We start from the raw sequence: 20,378 nt of genomic DNA on the forward strand, positions 1-20,378 counted from the left end.
TCGATCGTACGCGGACAGCCGGGCGGGCGGCGCGGGCCGTCAGCGCAGCCGGGCGACGCGCCAGACCGCCAGCACGGCGAGCAGGACGATCACGGCGGCGTAGCCGGCGACGAACCGCCAGTCGACCCGGGCGCCCGACCCGCGGGCGGGCAGGCCCGGCCAGGTGTGGCCGACCCTGCGAGCCGCCATCAGGCCCCAGCCCGCGGAGCAGCCGCACAGGAGCAGGCCGAGCATGGCGACGACCGGACCGGCGTCGCCGGATTCGAAGGCGAGAGGGAAAGCGAACATGAGAGATCCGCCCACCGCGAGCGCGATGATCGGAGCGAGCTGCCAGATCCTCAGCCGCCGTTGCGGTCGCAGTTCGCCGAATGACTGGCCGCCGTCGAGCGGCAGAACGGCGTCGGTCGAGCCCAGCGGATCGAGGGGATCGAGCGGGTCGCCGAGGGCGTCCAAGGCCTCCAAGTGCACCAGTTCGTCGACGGGTTCCGCGTTTCCGACCGGGACGCCGTTGATCTCCTGTGACGCATGGGATTCGTAGGAGCCCGCTGCTGGGTCGCGCCCCTGGGGGGTATCGCGTGGGCCGGCTGCCATCGCCACGCGCCCTCCCAAGTCTCCGACACCGTAGCTAGATGCTCGATGATGGCACGCTGGAAGGGCTGTTCCTGGACGCCGGAGCGTCCCGATGCCATCACGTGATCAGGCTGTGACCGCTTCTTCGAGCAACGTCAGCGCGTGGTCGGTGAGTTCCTCGCCCTGGGCGGTGAGCCAGTGCACACGCCCGTCACGCCTGAACCACGAATCCTGCCTGCGTGCAAAACGTTTCGTAGCCCGCACTGTCTCGGCGCGGGCCTGCTCCTCCGTACACTCTCCGGCGAGTGCGGTGAGCACCTGCTGATAGCCGAGAGCGCGGGAGGCGGTGCGGCCCTCCCGCAGTCCGACTGCTTCCAGGGCGCGGACCTCGGCCACGAGACCGGACGCCCACATGCGGTCGACCCGCAGGGCGATGCGCTCGTCGAGCAGAGGCCGGGGGATGCCGATTCCGATCTGCACGGTGTCGTAGACGGACTCCAGGGCTTCGGTCCGGGGCAGGTTGGCCGTGAAGGAGCGGCCGGTGATCTCGACGACCTCAAGGGCGCGGACGATCCGCCGGCCGTTGCTGGGCAGGATCGCCCGCGCGGCAGCCGGGTCGACGGCGGCCAGCCGGGCATGCAGAGCGCCGGGGCCGCGCATGTCGAGTTCGGCCTCCAACCGGGCGCGGACGGCGGCGTCGGTGCCCGGGAATTCCAGCGGGTCGATCGCGGCGCGGACATACAGCCCCGAGCCGCCGACCAGGACCGGGACCCGGCCCACCGCGTGCAGGCGGGCGATCTCGGCGCGGGCCAGCCGCTGGTAGTCGGCGACGTTGGCGGCCTGCGTCACGTCCCAGATGTCCAGCAGATGGTGCGGCACGCCCTGGCGTTCGTCGGCCGGGAGCTTGGCAGTGCCGATGTCCATGCCGCGGTAGAGCTGCATGGAGTCGGCGTTGATCACCTCGCCGCCCAGGATCCGGGCCAGAGCGACACCGAGATCCGACTTTCCGGCCGCGGTGGGACCGACGACGGCGATCACACGGTTATTCACGGTGCCAGTCTCCCAAAGATCCGGCGCCGGCCTCGCACCGTCAGTCCCCGGTCCCGGCACCTCGCACCGTCAGTCCCCGGTCCCGGCACCGGGGACTGACGGCGCGCATTCGCGGCGGCGCGGGTATCGTCTGGAGAGAAGGGCATTTTGCGATGCTTGCGCTGTTCTGCGGCCATCCGGTCGCTGGATGGCGAGGACGCCGCCCTGATCGCGTCATCTTCGAGGGAAGGTGCCAGATGAGCTTCATGGACACGCTCAAGGACAAGCTCGGCATGGCGAAAGGCAAGGCCGGCGACCTCGCCGAGCAGCACGGCGACAAGGTCGACTCCGGGATCGACAAGGCGGCGAAAACCGCCGACTCGAAGACCGGCGGCAAGTACAGCGACAAGATCGGTACTGGCGCGGACAAGGCGAGGGACGCCGCGGGCAAGCTGGGCGACAAGGGCGGCCGGGACACCGGCGACTCGCTCTGACCCCGGCACCCGGCGGAACGCCGCATCCGCCGCACGGCGGCGGATGGACGGCGAGTGAGACCGGACAGCCGCGGAATTCCACCTTCCGCGGCTTGTCCATGTGCGACGCGCCCGGTCAGCTCCAGGCGGCGACGACATATCCCACGCCGTAGGGAGCCGCCTCGTACAGCAGCTGTCCGCCGAGGCCTGTACCTCGCGCCGCGCCGGCCAGCAGTTGCCAGGGCGCCCGGCCGGCCGCTCGGAGCTGCTGCGCCAGCTCCCCATCGAGCCCCGCCAGCGCTTCGATATCCGCGGCGGCGAGCGCGGCCCCGACAGCCGCGTCGAAACCCTCCGCCCGCTCGTCCAGATAGCCTGGCGCCTTGACGGAACGGCACGCGCTGCCGTCGCCCATCACCAGCAGGGCGACTCGCCCCGCCGACGCGGCAATGTCCCGCCCGGCAGCGGCGCAGCGGTCGGGTGCAAGCTGTTCCCCCACCCCCAGCCCCTCCAGCGGGCCCGCCTTCCAGTCCCGCAGCAGCCATGCTGCGACGGCCAGCGACGGCGGCAGTGCCCGATGGTCGTTTGCGCCGCCACCGGAATCCGCCGCCATACCGAGCCGTACGTCCATTGCGACGCCGAACGGGCGGAAGGAGCCGCGGGCGCCCGCGGGAAAAGGGACGCGGCCCGGCACGTCGGCCGGTCCCACGGCGACCAGTAGGTCGGGCCGGGACGCGGACAGCACGCCGACCGCGTCGGCGCAGACGTCCCGCAGCGCGTCCAGTTCGGGCGCGGCCCCGGCTGCCACCTCGGGTACGAGCAGCGGCGGGCAGGGGCAGACGGCAGCGGCGACCAGCATGATCGACACCTTACCGCCGGTACCGGACAGTGACTCCCGGTCCTCCGCGCCGCTCCGAACCGGGCTCAGCAGGCCGAGCAGCCACCCGCGGCGGCTGCCGGTACCGCGGCCCCGGCAGCCGGTGCCCCGATCGTCGGCAGCCCGAGCATCACACCGGCCGGCTGCGGCGCAGGAGCCGCGGTCCGCCGCTCCCAGGCGTCGCCGGCCCGCGTGCGGCGTACGGACAGCGCTGGGCGCTCCGCGAGCAGATGGTGCGGGGCTGCATAGGTGATCTCGACGGTCACCATGTCGCCAGGCCTGGCCTGTCCGCCCTCGGGACGCTCGAAGTGCACGAGCCTGTTGTCGGGCGCGCGCCCGGACAGCCGGCGGGTCGCGTCGTCCTTGCGGCCTTCGCCCTCCGCGACCAGTACCTCCAGGGTGCGGCCGACCTGGGTTTTGTTCTGCTCCCAGGAGATCTCCTCCTGGAGCGCGACCAAGCGCTCGTAGCGCTCCTGGACGACGGCCTTGGGGATCTGGCCTTCCATGTCGGCCGCGGGGGTGCCGGGCCGCTTGCTGTACTGGAAGGTGAAGGCCTGTGCGAAGCGCGCCTCACGCACCACGTGCAGGGTCTGCGCGAAGTCCTCCTCGGTCTCGCCGGGGAAGCCCACGATGATGTCGGTGGTGATGGCGGAGTCCGGCATCGCGGCACGCACTTTCTCGATGATGCCGAGGTAACGATCCTGCCGGTACGACCGGCGCATCGCCTTCAGCACCCGGTCGGAGCCCGACTGCAGCGGCATGTGCAGCTGGTGCATCACGGTTGGGGTCTCGGCCATCGCAGCGATCACATCATCGGTGAAGTCGCGGGGGTGCGGGGAGGTGAAGCGGATGCGCTCCAGGCCCTCGACCGCGCCGGTGGCCCGCAGTAGTTTGCCGAACGCCTCGCGGTCGCCGATGTCGGAGCCGTAGGCGTTGACGTTCTGGCCGAGCAGGGTGACCTCGATGACGCCCTCGGCGACCAGTGCCTCGACCTCGGCCAGCACATCGCCCGGCCGCCGGTCCTTCTCCTTGCCCCGCAGGGCAGGCACGATGCAGAAGGTGCAGGTGTTGTTGCAGCCCACGGAGATCGCGACCCACGCGGCGTACGCGGACTCGCGGCGCGAGGGCAGCGTCGAGGGGAAGGTCTCCAGCGACTCGACGATCTCGACCTGGGCCTCTTCGGCGATCCTGGCCCGCTCCAGCAGTACAGGCAGCTGCCCGATGTTGTGCGTGCCGAACACGACATCGACCCAGGGCGCCCGCTTCACGATCGTGTCGCGGTCCTTCTGCGCCAGGCAGCCGCCCACGGCGATCTGCATGCCGGGCCGGGCGGCCTTCTTCGGCACCAGCTGGCCGAGGTTGCCGTAGAGCCGGTTGTCGGCGTTCTCCCGCACCGCACAGGTGTTGAAGACGACGACGTCCGCTCCGTCGGAGCCTGCCGGCGCCCGTACATAGCCGGCGCCCTCCAGCAGGCCGGACAGCCGCTCGGAGTCGTGGACGTTCATCTGGCACCCGTAGGTGCGGACCTCGTAAGTACGCGCGCTCATAACAATTCCCCAGAGTACGTGGTTCCCGGGCCGTGCCGCTCCGTCTTGCCGCTGTCTTGTGCAGCCGTCGAGAGCGCGGCAATTCCCGCGCCTTTCGCCTCCTCCGTCGCCGGCCCGCGGGCGCCGCCCGTACCCACGGGAGCCGCCCGGTATTCGGCCGCCCTTCCGCGTATCACCGCAGCCTGGCAGGATCGCGGGGCATGGACCTCCCCCGCCCCGGTGTGCTGTGGCCGCAGGGCCGCCGCGCCCGGCGCCGGCGGGCGCAGCAGACCGCGCTGGCCGCCGCGTCGGCGCTCGCACTGCTGGTCTGGTGGCTGGTGCCGTCCGGCGGGCCCGGCTATCCGCGTGCTCCGCTGTCGTTTGCGACAGGCGTCGCCAACGGGGTCTACGAGAAGTACGGGATGCTGCTGCAGGGGGACCTGCGCACCGCGCTGCCCGGGGTCGATGTGACGTTGCAGCACACCGAGGGATCGGTCGACAACATCAAGCGGGTCGCGTCGGGGCGGTCCGACTTCACCATTGCGGCGGCCGACGCCGTGGCAAGTTACGACGGCCCCGGCAAGTCGGACCTGCGCGCGGTCGCGCGGCTCTACGACGACTACATGCAGCTGGTCGTACCGTACGACTCCCCCGTCCACTCGATCCGTGACCTGCGCCACCTGACAGTCGGGGTCGGGCAGGCCGACTCCGGGGTCAACCTCATCACCCGCCGGCTGTTCACCGCGGCGGGCATGGAAATGGACAGGGACGTGACGGCGGAGCCGGTCGGCATCGACCAGGCGCCCGCGATGCTGCTCGACGGCCGACTCGACGCCTTCTTCTGGTCGGGCGGCCTGCCGACCGCCGCGGTCGCGGCGATGACGTCCCCGGTGGCACGGATCAAGCTGGTGCAGCTCGGCGACCTGGTGGCGCCGCTGCACGCGCTGGGTCCCGACATGGCCTACTACCGGCAGGCGGTCATGCCGGCCGACGCCTATCCCTCGGCGCAGGGCGGCAAGGCGGTGGCGACCATCGCGGTGGCCAATCTGCTGGTCACCACCGACCGCGCGGACGCCGGGCTGGTGCAGCGGCTGACCCGGGCGGTGATCGACAGCCGGGACGCCATCGGCACGGTCGTGCACGCGGCCCAACTGGTGGACCTGCGCACCGCGGTCTTCACCGATCCGCTGCCGTTGCACGTGGGCGCGGAACGCTACTACCGCTCGGTGAAGCCGTAGAAGCCGTGGAAGCCGTGGAAGCCGAGATGACCGCGCCACCCGCGGAAGCCGTACATGTCAGGGCCGTCGCCATGTACGAGCGGTCCGCCGCTACGTCGCCACCACCGGTGCCGTGCGCGGCACGGTGAGGGTGACCTCAAGGCCGCACGGATCGTGGTGGCCGTACCCGATGGCGCCGCCGCTCTGGGTGAGCAGGGCCCTCGCAATGGACAGGCCGAGCCCCGAACCCTGCACGTTCTGATGCCGGGCGCTGCGCCAGAAGCGGTCGCCGATCCTGGGCAGCTCGTCGTCCGCCAGCCCGGGGCCGCTGTCGGCGACCACGACCCTGGCGCTGTCGCTGTCCGCCGCCACCACGACGGTGACGGTGGAGCCCGCAGGGGTGAATTTGATCGCGTTGTCCAGCACCGCGTCCAACGCGCTGGACAGGGCGACGGGGTCGGCCCACCCGGCCACCGCGGAGCCGTCGGGCGGTGCGCCGAAGTCCATGGCGACGCCCGCCCGGTCCGCGACCGGCCGCCAGGCGGCCGTACGGGTGCGGGCCATGGCCACGATGTCCACGGCCACCAAATGGCTGCCGGAACTCTCGGCGACCGCGAGGCCCAGCAGATCGTCGAGCACCTGGGCCAGCCGCAGCCCTTCCTCCTTGACCGACTCGGCCTCCGTATGCCCCTCGGGCAGTTCGAGGCCGAGGAGTTCGATCCGCAGCAGCAGCGCCGACAGCGGATTGCGCAGCTGGTGCGAGGCGTCGGCGACGAAGGCTCGCTGCTGGTCGAGCACGGCCTCGACGTTGTCGGCCATCTCGTTGAACGAACGGATCAGGCGCCGCAGTTCCGGCGGCCCGCCGGCCGGCCCGACGCGGGATTTCATCCGGCCGGTGGCGATGTCGTGGGTGACCCGGTCCAGGGTCGCCACCGGCAGCAGCACCCAGCCGGTCAGCCGCACCGCGCACAGCACGGCGATGACCATGGCCGCGAGTTCACCCGCCGCCAGCAGCATCCAGCCGTGCAGGATGCGGGACCGCAGGGCGCCGGTCGGCGAATCGGTGACGACGACCGCCACCACGTCGCCGTCCCGCACGATCGGCGAGGCAATGGCGAGCCTGCGGTGCTGCCAGGGCCACACCTGCGCCGGGTGGTGCGCGCGCCGGCCCAGCAGCGCCGACTCGTAGGCGTCGTAGAGTTCGCCCTCCGCAGGCAGCTGCCAGCTCTTGGGAGCTGTGGCCATCGCGGTGCTGTCGCGGTAGAAGACACCGGCGCTGATGCCGTAGAGCTGCTCGTATCTGGCGAGTTCCGTGCGCAATGTGTGCAGCCTTTCGCCGTCCACACTGTCCACGAGGGACTTCTGTTCGTCGCGAGCGGTGACGAACTGCGCCAGCGCGGCGAAGCGCGTGGTGTCGTCGATCCGGTCGACGACGACGCGCTGCTGCTGCGCGGCGGCCAGGCTCGCGGCCAGCGGGATGCCGAGAGCCAGCAGCACACCCGCCATCAGCACGATCAGCAGCGGGAGCAGTCGGGTGCGCATGGTGCGGGACCTCGGCCGGTCGCGGGTCAGCCGGCGGACGGCACGACGAGCCGGTAGCCGACCCCGCGCACCGTCTCGATCATGGCCGGGGTGCGCAGCTTCGAGCGCAGGGACGCCACATGGACCTCAAGGGTGCGGCCCGTACCCTCCCACGCGGTCCGCCACACCTCGCTGATGATCTGCTCCCGGCGGAAGACCACCCCGGGCCGCCCGGCGAGCAGCGCCAGCAGGTCGAACTCCTTTCGGGTCAGCACGATCGGGTCGCCGTCCACGGTGACGCGGCGGCTGGGCAGTTCGATGGCGATCGGGCCGAGCAGCAGCCGGGTGCGCTGCCCGGCGGATTCGGAGCTCTGCACGCCCGTTGCCGGCGCACCGCCGGGACCCGGGGCGGGCGGAGCGAGGCCGGCGGGACTGAGCGGCAGGCGGCGGCTGACGGCGTGGATACGGGCGATCAGTTCCCCGGTGTCGTACGGCTTCACGATGTAGTCGTCGGCGCCCAGGTTGAGACCGTGGATCCGGGACCTGACATCGGCGCGGGCGGTGACCATGATCACCGGAGTGGCGGTCCTGCGCCTGATCCGGCTGCACACCTCGAAACCGTCCTGGTCGGGCAGGCCGAGGTCCAGCAGGACGCAGTCGAAGGAGGGCCCGCCGTCGGGCAGCAGCGCCTGGATCGCCTCCTCGCCGCTGCGGGCGTGCCTGACGTCGAATCCGTGCTTGCCGAGGAGTGCGGAGACGGCCGCGGCAACCCGGTCGTCGTCCTCCACCAGCAGCAGCCGCATCTGTGGTCTCCTCCTTCTGTCCGGCCACGTCCGGCCCTGCCGGTCGGGCCCTGTGGGTGCGTCCGGCTGTCCTGCGGCCTTCCCGCGGCCGACGGCGGCCTGAGGCGGCCGGTCTGCCCGTCACCGGTCCGCCGTGCGGCCGGGGGCCGCATTTCGGCCCCCGTGACCGAATCCACGCTGATCGGCCGGGGGTGCGTCAAGGGGGTACCGGCTCACGGTGCCGACCGTTACCGAGCCGGTACGCGTCACGGGCGCCGTCCGGTGCGTACGGCATGCGCCCGGTGTGCTGTCGGCGCACCGCGCCGACGCGCGACTGTCGCTTGACGTGGGCAGGCGCAGTGGGTTGCATACGCTTTGTGACCGCACTTCTTCCGGGGGCAGCTGAGTGGACCCGGTGATCGTCGCGGGGGCAGGCCCTGTGGGCCTGACCCTCGCCCTCGCGCTGGCCCGCCGCGACGTCCCCGTCATCCTCCTCGACGAGGCGGAGGTGATCGCCGACGCCGAGGGGCTGCGGCACTCGCGCACCGCCGTGCTCGGTCCGGCAGAAGTCGCGCTGGTCGAGCGGCTCGGCTGTCCCGCCGTCCGCGAGGACGGCGCCGCCTGGACCGGCTGGCGGACCGTACGCCGGCGCGACGAGGTGGCGCGGATCGACTTCGGGGCGGACGAGGCCCCGGTGCACATCGCGCAGCACCGGCTGGAGAACGGCCTGCGGCAGGCGCTGCTCGGCTGCGGCTCCGTCCGGATCGTGGCGGGCTGCCGGGTGGACGCGCTGGAGCAGGACGGACGCGGGGTCACGGTGCACACCAACGGCTCGCACGACACATGGTGGCGGGGCAGCTATCTGGTGGGCTGCGACGGCCCGCGGTCGACGGTCCGCAAGCTGCTGGAGGTGCGTTTCCCGGGCCGCACGGCGGTGGACCGGCACGCTGTGGCAGTGGTGCGCGCCGACCTTCCCGAGCCGGGCGTGGCCCTGCTGCACCGGGACCCGCCGGGGGCGCCGGCCGGGCAGGAGGTGACGGCGCGGCCGCTTCCCGAGGGGTTGTGGCGGCTGGACTGGCTGCTGCCGGTGCAGGCCCGTGCGCTCACCCCTGACGCTCTGGTGGAGCGGCTGCGCGGCACGCTCACCGCGTGGTGCGGCAGCGTCGTGCCCTACGAGGTCGTGGGCTCCGCCGACTACTCGGTGCATCAGCGGCTGGCCAGGCGGTGGCGGTCCGGCCGGGTCTTCCTCGCCGGGGACGCCGCGCACCTGATGGGGGCGCTCGGGGCGCAGAGTGTCGAGGAGGGGCTGCGGGACGCCGAGAACCTGTGCTGGAAGCTCGCCCTGGCGTGGCACGACGGCGCGTCCAAGCTCCTGCTCAACAGCTACGAGGCCGAGCGGCGCGGCGCGGTCGGCGCCCGGCTGCGGGCCACCGACCAGGTGCTCCCGATGCTCCGGGCGAGCGGTGCCTGGCAGAATGTACGGCAGTCGCTGCTGTCGGGGTCGACGCGCGGGCAGGCGGAACTGCTGACCGACAGCCACCTGGGGCGGGGGGCGGCAGCCGCCTCCCGGGTCTACGGGCGTTCGCCGCTGGCGCTGCCCGCGCCGCGGTCGGGCGGGGGCAGGTCCGGGGCGTCGCCGCTGGTGGCGGGGTGCGACACGCCGCCGGGCGGCCGGGTCAGCGATGTGCAGGTGACGGCGCTCGACGGTACGGTCGGGCGCCTGCGGGACCGGCTGGGGCGGGGGCTGGTGGTGGTCCTGGTCGCGCCCGGCACCGGGGTGTGGGAGAGCAGGCACTGGCTGACGGCCGGGCTGATGCCCCGGTTGGCGTCCGCGGTCGCCGCGCTGCCCACTCCGGCGGAACTGCTGGTGGCCGAGACCTACCCGGGTGCGACGGCGCACAGTGTGCTGCTGATCCGGCCGGACGGCCATCTGGTCACGTCCATGGTCGGCTGCCGTCCGGCGGAGCTGTACTCCTATGCCGATCTGGCTCGCGGCGGTCCGCCGACCTCGGCCGAGGGGGACGGCCCGGACGCCGACGACCAGCACGATGACGCCCGAGAGGCCCCGGGGAGCGGCGCGGCGGGTACGCGGGTCAGCGGGCGTACGCGGTAGGCCGCGGCCGGTGCGGGCGCCGCTCTGCCTGCCTGCCCGGCCGCTCGGCTATTCCCATGCGTCCTGTCCCTCGACGCCGTGCCGCGGCTCGGCGGCGTCGTCGTCCTTCTCCTGTGCGAGGGCGTCGCGCACCACTCTCAGTGCCAGCCCCTCGCCGTATCCCTTGCGTGCGAGCATTCCGGCCAGCCGCCGGATCCGCCGGTCCCGGTCAAGGCCGCGGGTGCCGGGCAGTTTTCGCTGTACGAGGGCCCGTGCGGTCTCCTCCTCCTGCTCGGGGTCGAGCAGGCCGACGGCCTCGGTCACCAACTCGGCGTCCACCCCGCGGTGGCGCAGTTCCTGGGCGAGTGCCCGGCGGGCCAGGCCGCGGCCGCGGTGCCGTGACTCCACCCAGGTGTTGGCGAACGCCTGATCGTCGATCAGCCCCACATCCTGGAAGCGCTCCAGGACGTAATCGGCGACCTCATCGGGGATCTCGCGCTTGCGCATGGCGTCGGCGAGTTGCCGGCGCGTGCGTGGCATCCCGGTGAGCAGGCGCAGGCACAGTGCCCGCGCCTGCTCCTCGGGATCGAGCGGCGGCTCTTGCGAGGCCCTCGACTCGGAAGAGCCGCCGCGCTCCTGGGTTCTGCGCGCCATGGCGTCAGGCCTTGGCAGCGGTGGCCTTGGCAGCCTTCTTCGGTGCCGGAACCTCGGCCTTGGCCGGCGCCGCGGCATCTGCCGCATCGGCGCCCGGCTGGGCCGCCGGTGCCGCCTCCACCTTCTTCGGCACGCCGACGCCCAGCTTCTCCTTGATCCGCTTCTCGATCTCGTCCGCCAGGTCCGGATTGTCCTTGAGGAAGTTGCGGACGTTCTCCTTGCCCTGGCCGAGCTGGTCGCCCTCGTACGTGTACCAGGCGCCGGACTTGCGGACGAAGCCGTGCTCGACGCCCATGTCGATCAGACCGCCCTCACGGCTGATGCCGTGGCCGTAGAGGATGTCGAACTCGGCCTGCTTGAAGGGCGGCGCGACCTTGTTCTTGACGACCTTGACGCGCGTGCGGTTGCCGACCGCGTCGGTGCCGTCCTTGAGCGTCTCGATCCGGCGGATGTCGAGCCGGACCGAGGCGTAGAACTTCAGCGCCCGGCCACCGGTGGTGGTCTCCGGCGAGCCGAACATCACACCGATCTTCTCGCGGAGCTGGTTGATGAAGATCGCGGTGGTCTTCGACTGGTTGAGCGCGCTGGTGATCTTGCGGAGCGCCTGGCTCATCAGCCGGGCCTGGAGGCCGACGTGCGAGTCGCCCATCTCGCCCTCGATCTCGGCCCGCGGCACGAGGGCTGCCACGGAGTCGATCACGATGAGGTCGATGGCGCCGGAGCGGACCAGCATGTCCACGATCTCCAGCGCCTGCTCGCCGGTGTCCGGCTGCGACAGCAGAAGGTTGTCGGTGTCCACGCCGAGGGCCTTGGCGTAGTCGGGGTCGAGGGCGTGCTCGGCGTCCACGAACGCCACCGTGCCGCCGGCTTTCTGCGCGTTGGCCACCGCGTGCAGGGTCAGCGTGGTCTTTCCTGAGGACTCGGGGCCGTACACCTCCACCACCCGGCCGCGCGGCAGTCCGCCGACGCCGAGGGCCACGTCCAGCGCGGTCGACCCGGTGGGGATGACCTCGATGGGCTCATTCGGCCGGTCGCCGAGGCGCATGACCGCGCCTTTGCCGAACTGCCGTTCAATCTGCGCGAGCGCGGCGTCGAGCGCCTTGTCGCGGTCGTTTCCTGCCATGGGCTCCACCCGGGATGTCTGGTTCGATCGCTTCACGTCCACGACGCTAGCGCCTGCCACTGACAACGCGCCCGGACGTCGCTCCGGCCTGTGGATAACTCGGGCGGTTCCGACCAGCGGTTCCGGTCCGAATCCTTGCCGCCGACCCGGGAATCCGTCCGGCGCTTACATAAGAATGGATGTTCGAATTCCGTGTCAAGCGACCCGCCGGGGCGTCAGGCCCGGGGATCGGTCACCTCGTAGCGCCGCACGTAGGCCGCGAAGAAACCCTGGAGTGTGGCGGTCACGGGAATCGCGATGAGGGCGCCGACCGCGCCGAGCAGGGCGGTCCCCGCGATGACCGAGCCGAAGGCGACAGCCGGGTGGATGTCCACGGTGCGCGCGGTGATCCGCGGCTGGAGCAGGTAGTTCTCGAACTGCTGATAGACCACGACGAAGCACAGCACCCACAGGGCGTCCCACGGGTCCTCGGTGAACGCGATCAGGACCGGCAGCGCGCCCGCCAGATAGGTGCCGACGGTCGGGATGAACTGCGAGACCAGTCCGACCCAGACCGCGAGCGCGGGCGCGTAGGGCACTCCGAGCACCTGGAGCAGGATGTAGTGCGCGATCCCGGAGATCAGCGCCATCAGGGCGCGGGAGTAGAGATAGCCGCCGGTCTTGGCGACCGCGATCTCCCAGGCCCGCAGCACCTCGGCCTGGCGGGCGGGCGGCAGCACGGAGCACAGCGCCCGCCGCAGCCGCGGGCCGTCGGCCGCGAAGTAGTAGGTGAACAGCAGCACGGTGAAGATCTGGAACACGGTGCCGATGACGGTGGCCGACAGTCCCCACACGCTGCTGGCGCCGTTCGCGAGGTAGGTGCGCACCCAGTTGGAGTGCAGGACGTTGTCCCTGAGATTGCCGGTGTCGAGGTGCGAGTGGAAGGTCTTGTTGATCCACACCACGACGTCGTCCACGTACCGCGGCAGATTGCGCACGATGGTGCCGATCTGATCGACCAGCAGCGAGCCGAGCGCCAGGACGAAGCCCGCCGCCGCGATCAGGACCACGAGGATGACCAGGCCGGTGGCCAGCCCGCGGCGCACCTTGCGGGTGGCCATCCAGTCCACCGCGGGCTCGATGGCCACGGCGCAGAAGAACGAGATCAGCACGTTTACCAGCAGTCCGATGAGCCGGTCGAAGGCCCAGTGCGCGAACTGGTAGCAGGCGATGAGCGCGAGGGTCAGCACCACTGCGCGCGGCAGCCAGCGCGGCATGCGGGCGCGGGGCGCGCGCGGCGTGTCGGGCGGTCCGGGTCCGTCGGGGGGCGGCGCAGGAGGCGTGGCCGGATCGGGGGTGTCGTCGCTTCCTGCCACGCGCCAAGTGTCGCCCTACCCGGGGGGAAAGTCCTGATATCGACTCATTCGGCGCAGCAGGTGCACCTGCTGCGGCTCCGGCGTGGCCGGCCGGGCAGCGCGGGGCGTCCGGCCGGCGGCGGGTCAGCGCCGGGCGGCGGGTACGTCCATAGCGGCGCACACCGCACGCCAGACGTCCTTGGTCTCCCAGCCGTCGTCCAGCGCCTGGTGGACCGTACGCCCGCCCAGTTCCGCCATGACATGGTCACGTGCGAAGGAGTCGGCGTAGGCGTCACCGAAGTGGGCGCGCATTCGTTCCCAGAAAGTCGTCAACCGCATGGCTGCCAGTATCGCGCGCCCGCCGTGCGGATCCCGCCCGCCGTCACCATGCGCCGGACAGCGCGCGTGCCGCCGCGGTGACGAGCACCGCTGCCGCGATCACCACCAGGAACGGCGCCCGCAGCAGCACCGCGACCCAGGCGGCCGCGAGCCCGGCGGCGCGCGCGTCGACGGCAAGGCGCAGCTGATCGGTCCCGAAGGTCTGCAGTGCGGTGAGCGCGGCGAGCAGCGCGATCGGCACCAGGGCCGCGAGCCGCTTGGCCAGCGGTCGTTCCAGCACCCCTGCCGGTACGGACAGACCCAGCAGTTTCACGGCGTAGCAGCCTGCCGCCGTCACGGTGATCGCCATCCAGGTGTTCGCGCCTGTGCTCATTGCCGCGCCTCGTCCTTCGCCGGTCCGGCAGGTGCGGTGCCGGCTCCGCTGCGGCCTCGGCCGCCGGCCGCCAGCACCAGTGGCGCGGCGAGGGCGGCGACCAGCACCGGCACACCGGCCGGCAGCAGGGGCAGCCCCGTCAGCGCGAGGGCCACTGCCAAGGCCGCGACGGCGCGTTCGGTACGGCCTTTGACCATGGGGGCCAGCAGCGCGAGGAAGACGGCGGGACCGGCCGCGTCCAGGCCCCACGCCGCGGGGTCGCCGAGCGCCGAGGCGCCCAGCGCGCCGAGCAGGGTGGTGAGATTCCACAGCACATACAGGCTCGCACCGGTCACAGTGAAGCCGAGCCGGGCACTGGCCCGGTCCCGCTGGGCGAGCGCCACCGCGGAGGATTCGTCGATGACCCATTGCGCCGCCAGCGGGCGCAGCACCGCGGGCAGCCGCAGGAGCTGGGACAGGCGGAGTCCGTAGAAGGCGTTGCGGGCGCCGAGGAAGAGCGCGCCGGCCGCCGCCGTATAGGGGCTGCCGCCCGCGCCGAGCGCACCGACCAGGGCGAACTGGGACGCGCCGGTGAAGACCAGCAGGGACAGTATGCAGCTCTGCAGCACGGTGAGCCCGGCGCCGGCCGAGGTCACGCCGAAGGCGAAGCCGGACAGGCCCACGGCCACACCGACGCCGAGGGCGTCGCGGACCACGCGTGAGCGGGACGAGGAGGGAAGTGGGGACGATGGCGGGTCTGCGGCCCGATCGGGTATCGGTGGTGCGGTCACCCGCCCAGGCTAGGAAGCACCCGGCGCCAGGTCTTGTACATTCTTGCGCTCGCGCTGGTACGCCCCCGGCGGGACGCCGACGATGCGGGTGAAGTGGCGGTTGAGGTGCGGCTGGTCGGTGAAGCCGACGGCGGTCGCGGCGGTCGCGGGCGCGACGCCCGCCTCCAGCAGACGGCGGGCGGCCTTGACACGCTCGCCGGTCAGCCAGGCGTGCGGGGGCAGTCCGTAGACCGCCTTGAACGCCCGTAGCAGGGCGAAGGGACTGGTGCCGACTTCGGCGGCGAGCTGTTCCAGGCCCGGCGGTTCCGCAAGCCTGGCCGTCAGCAGCTCCCGTGCCCGGGCGGCGACGTCCCGGCCGCCCTGACGGCCCCGAGCGGCGACCGGTCCTGCACCGTGCCGGGTGAGCAGGCGGGCGACCAGGAGCCGCAGGCACGTGTCGGCCGCCAGCGCGTTGTCGCGCTCCGCGGCAGCGTGGACATCGGCAATCATCCGGGCAGTGGCGGGGTCGTGCAGGACGGCGGTGGTGAAGGCAGGGGTGCCGCGCGGCAGGGAGATCTCGGCGGCCACCGCGGCGACGACCTGCCGGGTGGGGTAGAGGACGCGGTAGGCCCAGCCCTCCTCCGTGCCCGCGTAGGCCGTGTGCGGGGTCTCGGGGTTGATCAGGACGACACCGCCCGTACCGGCCCGCTCGGCCCCGTCCGGCAGCCCGATACCCTCGACTCCCCCCGTGATCGCGGCGATCACATAGCCGTCATGGGCATGTCGGGGGAAGGTGTGCCGGATGTAGCGGGCGTGCAGCAGATCCACCCCCGGCAGCGCGGGGTGCTCCCAGTGTCTGGCCTGCTCGCGCGGGATCATGAGGCCATTGTGGCGTGGCCGCGCCAGGAGTTATCCACAGGTCGCGGTTCTGGCTCAGCGGGCTGTCGGTGCGGCGAGGCAGGATGGTGGCATGTCCAGTCGCAGCAGCCTCGATGCTTTCTCCCCCGCCACCCGCGCGTGGTTCACGGGGGCGTTCAGCGAGCCCACGCCCGCCCAGGCCGGGGCGTGGACGGCCATCGCCGAGGACTCCGACGTGCTGGTCGTCGCCCCCACCGGTTCGGGCAAGACACTCGCCGCGTTCCTGGCCGCACTCGACCGGCTCGCGGCCACCCCGCCGCCGGCCGAGGCCCGCAAGCGCTGCCGGGTGCTGTACGTATCACCGCTGAAAGCCCTGGCGGTGGACGTGGAGCGCAATCTGCGCAGTCCGCTCGCGGGCCTGCGCCAGGAGTCGGTACGCCTCGGGCTGCCCGAGCCCGAGGTACGCGTCGGGATCCGCTCGGGGGACACCCCGCCCGCGGAGCGGCGCGCGCTGGTCACCAGGCCGCCCGACATCCTGATCACCACCCCGGAATCGCTCTTCCTCATGCTCACCTCCGCCGCCCGGGAGGCACTGAGCGGGGTGGAGACGGTGATCCTGGACGAGGTGCACGCGGTGGCCGGCACCAAGCGGGGCGCGCATCTGGCCCTGTCGCTGGAACGGCTCGACCGCCTGCTGGACCGGCCCGCCCGCCGGATCGGCCTTTCGGCCACCGTCCGCCCGGTGGACGAGATCGCCCGCTATCTGTCCCCGCAGCGCAGGGTGGCCATCGTCCAGCCCCCGTCGCAGAAGCGGTTCGAGCTGTCGGTGGTGGTGCCGGTGGCGGATCTGGCCGAGCTGGGCGGCTCACCGGTCGCCGACCATGCCGAGCACAGCGGTCCCGCCGCGGGTCCGGCCGAGCGGCCCTCGATCTGGCCGCATGTGGAGGAGCGGATCGCCGATCTGGTGCAGGCGCATCGCTCGACGATCGTCTTCGCCAATTCACGCAGACTGGCCGAGCGGCTGTGCAACCGGCTCAATGAGATCGGCCAGGAGCGCGCGGAGGGCGGTCCGCTGCCCGAGGCCCACTCCCCCGCCGAGGTCATGGCCCAGTCGGGTGCGGCCCGTGGCGCCCCGCCGGTACTGGCCCGCGCCCACCACGGCTCGGTGTCCAAGGAGCAGCGGACACTGGTCGAGGAGGACCTGAAAGCCGGCCGGCTGCCGGCCGTCGTCGCCACCTCCAGTCTGGAACTCGGTATCGACATGGGCGCCGTCGACCTGGTCGTCCAGGTGGAGTCGCCGCCGTCGGTGGCCTCGGGGCTCCAGCGGGTCGGGCGCGCGGGACACCAGGTCGGGGCGGTGTCCACCGGAGTGGTCTTCCCCAAATACCGCGGTGACCTGGTGCAGTCGGCGGTGGTCACCGAGCGGATGCGGGCGGGGGCGATCGAGTCGCTGCGGGTGCCGTCCAACCCGCTGGACGTGCTGGCCCAGCAGATCGTCGCCATGACCGCGCTGGACAGCTGGGACGTCGATGAGCTGCTGACGGTGGTGCGGCGCGCCGCGCCCTTCGCGTCCCTGCCGCATTCGGCCTATACGGCGGTGCTCGACATGCTCGCCGGGCGCTATCCCTCCGACGCCTTCGCCGAGCTGCGGCCCCGGCTGGTGTGGGACCGGGTGGCGAACACGGTGACCGGACGGCCGGGGGCGCAGCGGCTGGCCGTCACCTCGGGCGGCACCATCCCGGACCGGGGCCTGTTCGGGGTGTTCCTGGCCGGCGCCGACCCGAAGAAGGGCGGGGGGCGGGTCGGCGAGCTGGACGAGGAGATGGTGTACGAGTCGAGGGTCGGCGACGTCTTCACCCTGGGCACCACGTCCTGGCGGATCGAGGACATCACCAGGGACCGGGTGCTGGTCTCGCCCGCCCCCGGTGTGCCGGGGCGGCTGCCCTTCTGGAAGGGCGACCAGCTCGGCCGCCCGCTGGAGCTGGGCCGGGCGCTGGGAGCGTGGCTGCGCGAGGTGGGCGCGCTTGCCGAGAAGCCGGCCAGGAAGCGGCTGTCGGCGGCGGGCCTCGACACCTGGGCCGCCGACAATGTGCTGGCCTATCTCACCGAGCAGCGGCAGGCCTGCGGCCACGTCCCGGACGACCGCACGATCGTGGTCGAGCGCTTCCGCGACGAGCTGGGTGACTGGCGGGTGATCATCCACTCCCCGTTCGGCGCGCAGGTGCACGCGCCCTGGGCGCTGGCGCTCGGCGCCCGGCTCCAGGAGAAGTACGGTCTGGACGCCCAGGCGATGCACGCCGACGACGGCATCGTGCTGCGGCTGCCGGACGCCGATCTGATGGGCCTCGACCTGCTGGATGTCGCCCCCGTGCAGCACGGGGCGGAATTCGACCCCGAGCAGTCGCCGGTGGGGGCCGCCGATGTGGCCTTCGACAAGGGCGAGGTCGAGCAGTTGGTCACCGAGCAGGTGGGCGGCTCCGCGCTGTTCGCCTCCCGGTTCCGGGAGTGCGCGGCCCGCGCGCTGCTGCTGCCGCGCCGCAGCCCGGGCAAGCGCACCCCGCTGTGGCAGCAGCGCCAGCGGGCATCGCAGTTGCTGGAGGTCGCCTCCGAGTTCGGATCGTTCCCGATCGTGCTGGAGGCGGTGCGCGAGTGCCTCCAGGACGTCTTCGACGTGCCGGGTCTGGTGGAGCTGATGGGCGACATCGAGGCCCGCAGGGTACGGCTGGTCGAGGTCACCACGACCGAGCCGTCGCCCTTCGCCAGGTCGCTGCTGTTCGGTTATGTCGCGCAGTTCCTCTATGAGGGCGATTCGCCGCTGGCGGAGCGGCGGGCGGCGGCGCTGTCGCTGGACTCGCGGTTGCTGGCGGAGCTGCTGGGGCAGGCCGAGCTGCGCGAACTGCTCGACGCCGATGTGCTGGCCGAGCTGGACCGCGAATTGCAGTGGCTGACCGAGGACCGCCGGGCCAGGAGCGCCGAGGGCGTCGCGGACCTGCTGCGGCTGCTCGGCCCGCTGACCGATGTGGAGTTGGCCGCAAGGGGCGCCGATCCGGGCTGGGCCGCGGAGCTGGAGTCCGCCCGGCGGGCGATCCGGGTGCGGATCGCCGGGGCCGAGCACTGGGCGGCGGTCGAGGACGCGGGACGGCTGCGGGACGCGCTGGGCACGGCGCTGCCGGTGGGGGTGCCGGTGGCGTTCACCGAGCCGGTGAAGGATCCGCTCGGGGATCTGGTGGCCCGTTATGCCCGCACGCACGGCCCGTTCACGACCGGGGAGGCGGCAGCGCGGTTCGGGCTGGGGGCGGCGGTGGCGGACGGCGTGCTGCACCGGCTGGGCGCGGCCGGCCGGGTGGTACAGGGCGAGTTCAGGCCGGGCGGCGCGGGCCAGGAGTGGTGCGACGCCACAGTGCTGCGCCGGCTGCGGCGCAGGTCCCTGGCGGCGCTCCGGCAGGAGCTGGAGCCGGTGCCGCCCGCGACGCTGGGGGTCTTCCTGCCGCAGTGGCAGCACGTCGGCACGCACAGCCTGCGCGGGATGGACGGTCTGGCGCGGGCGGTCGAGCAGTTGCAGGGCGCGTCGGTGCCGGCGTCCGCGCTGGAGAAGCTGGTACTGCCGTCCCGGGTCACCGGCTACTCCCCGGCGATGCTGGACGAGCTGACGGCCTCCGGCGAGATCCTCTGGGCCGGAGCCGGCGCGCTGCCGGGCAAGGACGGCTGGGTCTCGCTCTACCTCGCCGACACCGCGCCGCTGCTGCTCCCGCCGCCGCAACCGCTGGAGCTGACCCCGCTCCACCAGGCCGTGCTGACCGCGCTGTCCGGCGGGTACGGGCTGTTCTTCCGGCAGATCGCCGACCAGGTGAGAGCGGGTGACCTGGGAGCCACGGAGCCGCAGCTCGCCGACGCGGTCTGGGATCTGGCCTGGTCGGGACGGCTCACCAATGACACGCTCGCGCCGCTGCGCGCCCTGCTCGGCTCCGGCCGCACCGCGGGAGCGACGGCGCACCGGGCACCCCGGTCGGTGCCACGCGGCCGGTACAGCTCGCTCGCGAGCCGGGCCGCGCCGCGCCCCACGGCGTCCCGCAGCGGTCCGCCGACCACCGCGGGGCGCTGGTCGCTGGTCCCGACAGCTGAGCAGGACCCGACCTTGCGGGCCCACGCCCTCACCCACGCCCTGCTCGACCGGCACGGGGTGGTGACCCGGGGCGCGGTGGCGGCGGAAGGCGTCGAAGGGGGGTTCTCCGCGGCGTACCGGGTCTTGGCTGCGTTCGAGGAGACCGGCCAGGCACGGCGCGGCTATGTGGTCGAGGGGCTGGGCGCGGCGCAGTTCGCGATGGACGGGGCGGTGGACCGGCTGCGGGCGCTGAGTACGGCCCGGGAGCGGGAAGAGGAGCAGTCCGGCCGCGCCAGGACGGTGGTGCTCGCCGCGGCGGACCCGGCCAACCCGTACGGTGCCGCCCTGCCGTGGCCCGAGCAGCCGACGGGCGTCGGGCACCGCCCCGGCCGCAAGGCAGGCGCCCTGGTGGTGCTCACCGACGGCGAGGTTGCCCTCTACGTGGAGCGGGGCGGCAAGTCGCTGCTCGCCTGGCCGATCGACGAGATACGTACGCAGGCCGCGGCGGATGCGCTGGCGCTGGCGGTGCGGGAGGGCGCGCTGGGGAAGCTCACGGTGGAGCGTGCCAATGGTGAGTCCGCGTTGACCTCGCCGCTGGGGCGGGCGTTGGAAGCAGCGGGCTTCCATGCGACGCCTCGCGGGCTGCGGTTGCGGGACGGTCACTGATCCCCTGCGGGGTACGCATGTGCTCCCGAGTGCGTGGCCCGGGACCGGGCCGCCGCTGCGTCAGTGGACGCGCGTCGCCGGGGCCGGGGGCGTGCG

The 20,378-nt window shown here is 72.7% G+C and carries 17 protein-coding genes; 4 read left to right on the forward strand and 13 right to left on the reverse strand.

Annotation, left to right across the window (positions count from 1 at the left end):
* Positions 1-39 precede the first annotated feature (39 nt).
* A complete protein-coding gene (locus V7E46_RS01245) occupies positions 40-591 on the reverse strand; it encodes a hypothetical protein (protein ID WP_333766642.1) in 552 nt (183 codons plus the stop codon).
* Between the two features lie 105 nt (positions 592-696).
* A complete protein-coding gene (gene miaA / locus V7E46_RS01250; RefSeq protein WP_333766643.1) occupies positions 697-1,620 on the reverse strand; it encodes a tRNA (adenosine(37)-N6)-dimethylallyltransferase MiaA in 924 nt (307 codons plus the stop codon).
* Between the two features lie 236 nt (positions 1,621-1,856).
* Here miaA and V7E46_RS01255 point away from each other — a divergent pair, with 236 nt between their 5' ends.
* Positions 1,857-2,093: an antitoxin gene (locus V7E46_RS01255; RefSeq protein ID WP_333766644.1), complete on the forward strand. Its 237-nt coding sequence runs from the start codon at positions 1,857-1,859 to the stop codon at positions 2,091-2,093.
* Positions 2,094-2,208: 115 nt separating this feature from the next.
* Here V7E46_RS01255 and V7E46_RS01260 read toward each other — a convergent pair whose 3' ends face one another.
* Both V7E46_RS01260 and miaB read right to left on the reverse strand, forming a co-directional pair.
* The gene (locus V7E46_RS01260; RefSeq protein WP_333766645.1) at positions 2,209-2,928 is read right to left on the reverse strand and encodes a class III extradiol dioxygenase subunit B-like domain-containing protein; all 720 of its coding nucleotides are present in this window, start codon (positions 2,926-2,928) and stop codon (positions 2,209-2,211) included.
* A gap of 65 nt (positions 2,929-2,993) precedes the next feature.
* The gene (gene miaB, locus V7E46_RS01265) at positions 2,994-4,493 is read right to left on the reverse strand and encodes a tRNA (N6-isopentenyl adenosine(37)-C2)-methylthiotransferase MiaB (RefSeq protein WP_333766646.1); all 1,500 of its coding nucleotides are present in this window, start codon (positions 4,491-4,493) and stop codon (positions 2,994-2,996) included.
* 200 nt (positions 4,494-4,693) lie between these two features.
* Here miaB and V7E46_RS01270 point away from each other — a divergent pair, with 200 nt between their 5' ends.
* Entirely contained in the window at positions 4,694-5,710 is a 1,017-nt protein-coding gene (locus V7E46_RS01270) for a TAXI family TRAP transporter solute-binding subunit (protein WP_333766647.1), read from the forward strand.
* Between the two features lie 90 nt (positions 5,711-5,800).
* On the opposite strand, the gene V7E46_RS01275 is transcribed toward V7E46_RS01270, so the two are convergent.
* Positions 5,801-7,231, reverse strand: coding sequence for a sensor histidine kinase (locus V7E46_RS01275; RefSeq protein ID WP_333766648.1), 1,431 nt, complete (start codon positions 7,229-7,231; stop codon positions 5,801-5,803).
* 26 nt (positions 7,232-7,257) lie between these two features.
* Entirely contained in the window at positions 7,258-8,013 is a 756-nt protein-coding gene (locus V7E46_RS01280) for a response regulator transcription factor (protein WP_333766649.1), read from the reverse strand.
* Positions 8,014-8,398: 385 nt separating this feature from the next.
* Here V7E46_RS01280 and V7E46_RS01285 point away from each other — a divergent pair, with 385 nt between their 5' ends.
* Positions 8,399-10,105, forward strand: coding sequence for an FAD-dependent monooxygenase (locus V7E46_RS01285; RefSeq protein ID WP_333766650.1), 1,707 nt, complete (start codon positions 8,399-8,401; stop codon positions 10,103-10,105).
* A 48-nt stretch (positions 10,106-10,153) separates the two neighbouring features.
* Here V7E46_RS01285 and recX read toward each other — a convergent pair whose 3' ends face one another.
* The 7 genes from recX to V7E46_RS01320 form a co-directional block, all read right to left on the reverse strand.
* Positions 10,154-10,825 carry a recombination regulator RecX gene (gene recX, locus V7E46_RS01290; protein ID WP_333766651.1) on the reverse strand — a complete coding sequence of 224 codons (672 nt, stop codon included), beginning with the start codon at positions 10,823-10,825 and terminating at the stop codon, positions 10,154-10,156.
* Positions 10,743-11,861, reverse strand: a complete 1,119-nt coding sequence (gene recA, locus V7E46_RS01295; protein WP_329182331.1) for a recombinase RecA — start codon at positions 11,859-11,861, stop codon at positions 10,743-10,745. Before recA ends, recX begins: the two co-directional genes overlap by 83 nt.
* 215 nt (positions 11,862-12,076) lie before the next feature.
* Positions 12,077-13,216, reverse strand: coding sequence for an AI-2E family transporter (locus V7E46_RS01300; RefSeq protein WP_333766652.1), 1,140 nt, complete (start codon positions 13,214-13,216; stop codon positions 12,077-12,079).
* 123 nt (positions 13,217-13,339) lie between these two features.
* Positions 13,340-13,534, reverse strand: a complete 195-nt coding sequence (locus V7E46_RS01305; RefSeq protein ID WP_329174045.1) for a DUF3046 domain-containing protein — start codon at positions 13,532-13,534, stop codon at positions 13,340-13,342.
* Positions 13,535-13,577: 43 nt separating this feature from the next.
* On the reverse strand, positions 13,578-13,907 hold the full coding sequence (locus V7E46_RS01310) for an AzlD domain-containing protein (RefSeq protein WP_333766653.1): 330 nt from the start codon (positions 13,905-13,907) through the stop codon (positions 13,578-13,580).
* On the reverse strand, positions 13,904-14,662 hold the full coding sequence (locus V7E46_RS01315) for an AzlC family ABC transporter permease (RefSeq protein ID WP_333766668.1): 759 nt from the start codon (positions 14,660-14,662) through the stop codon (positions 13,904-13,906). The genes V7E46_RS01310 and V7E46_RS01315 overlap by 4 nt, the downstream gene beginning before the upstream one ends.
* A 24-nt stretch (positions 14,663-14,686) precedes the next feature.
* Entirely contained in the window at positions 14,687-15,535 is an 849-nt protein-coding gene (locus tag V7E46_RS01320; RefSeq protein WP_333766654.1) for an AraC family transcriptional regulator, read from the reverse strand.
* A gap of 91 nt (positions 15,536-15,626) precedes the next feature.
* On the opposite strand from V7E46_RS01320, the gene V7E46_RS01325 reads away from it, so the two are divergent.
* Complete coding sequence (locus tag V7E46_RS01325; protein ID WP_333766655.1) at positions 15,627-20,282, forward strand: ATP-dependent helicase; 4,656 nt, start codon at positions 15,627-15,629, stop codon at positions 20,280-20,282.
* Positions 20,283-20,378 lie beyond the last annotated feature (96 nt).

This window comes from Streptomyces sp. IBSBF 2435, from assembly GCF_036815005.1.
In the GTDB taxonomy this organism is placed as follows: Bacteria; Actinomycetota; Actinomycetes; order Streptomycetales; family Streptomycetaceae; genus Actinacidiphila.

Bases quoted from the DNA above. Each gene is read 5' to 3' on its own strand.
- recX (WP_333766651.1), bottom strand. From the start codon at position 10,825: ATGCGGCAGATGCCGCGGCGCCGGCCAAGGCCGAGGTTCCGGCACCGA.
- V7E46_RS01320 (WP_333766654.1), bottom strand. From the start codon at position 15,535: ATGATCCCGCGCGAGCAGGCCAGACACTGGGAGCACCCCGCGCTGCCG.
- V7E46_RS01270 (WP_333766647.1), top strand. From the start codon at position 4,694: ATGGACCTCCCCCGCCCCGGTGTGCTGTGGCCGCAGGGCCGCCGCGCC.
- V7E46_RS01305 (WP_329174045.1), bottom strand. From the start codon at position 13,534: ATGCGGTTGACGACTTTCTGGGAACGAATGCGCGCCCACTTCGGTGAC.
- V7E46_RS01255 (WP_333766644.1), top strand. From the start codon at position 1,857: ATGAGCTTCATGGACACGCTCAAGGACAAGCTCGGCATGGCGAAAGGC.
- V7E46_RS01325 (WP_333766655.1), top strand. From the start codon at position 15,627: ATGTCCAGTCGCAGCAGCCTCGATGCTTTCTCCCCCGCCACCCGCGCG.
- V7E46_RS01280 (WP_333766649.1), bottom strand. From the start codon at position 8,013: ATGCGGCTGCTGCTGGTGGAGGACGACGACCGGGTTGCCGCGGCCGTC.
- V7E46_RS01245 (WP_333766642.1), bottom strand. From the start codon at position 591: ATGGCAGCCGGCCCACGCGATACCCCCCAGGGGCGCGACCCAGCAGCG.
- V7E46_RS01310 (WP_333766653.1), bottom strand. From the start codon at position 13,907: ATGAGCACAGGCGCGAACACCTGGATGGCGATCACCGTGACGGCGGCA.
- V7E46_RS01260 (WP_333766645.1), bottom strand. From the start codon at position 2,928: ATGCTGGTCGCCGCTGCCGTCTGCCCCTGCCCGCCGCTGCTCGTACCC.
- miaB (WP_333766646.1), bottom strand. From the start codon at position 4,493: ATGAGCGCGCGTACTTACGAGGTCCGCACCTACGGGTGCCAGATGAAC.
- recA (WP_329182331.1), bottom strand. From the start codon at position 11,861: ATGGCAGGAAACGACCGCGACAAGGCGCTCGACGCCGCGCTCGCGCAG.
- V7E46_RS01275 (WP_333766648.1), bottom strand. From the start codon at position 7,231: ATGCGCACCCGACTGCTCCCGCTGCTGATCGTGCTGATGGCGGGTGTG.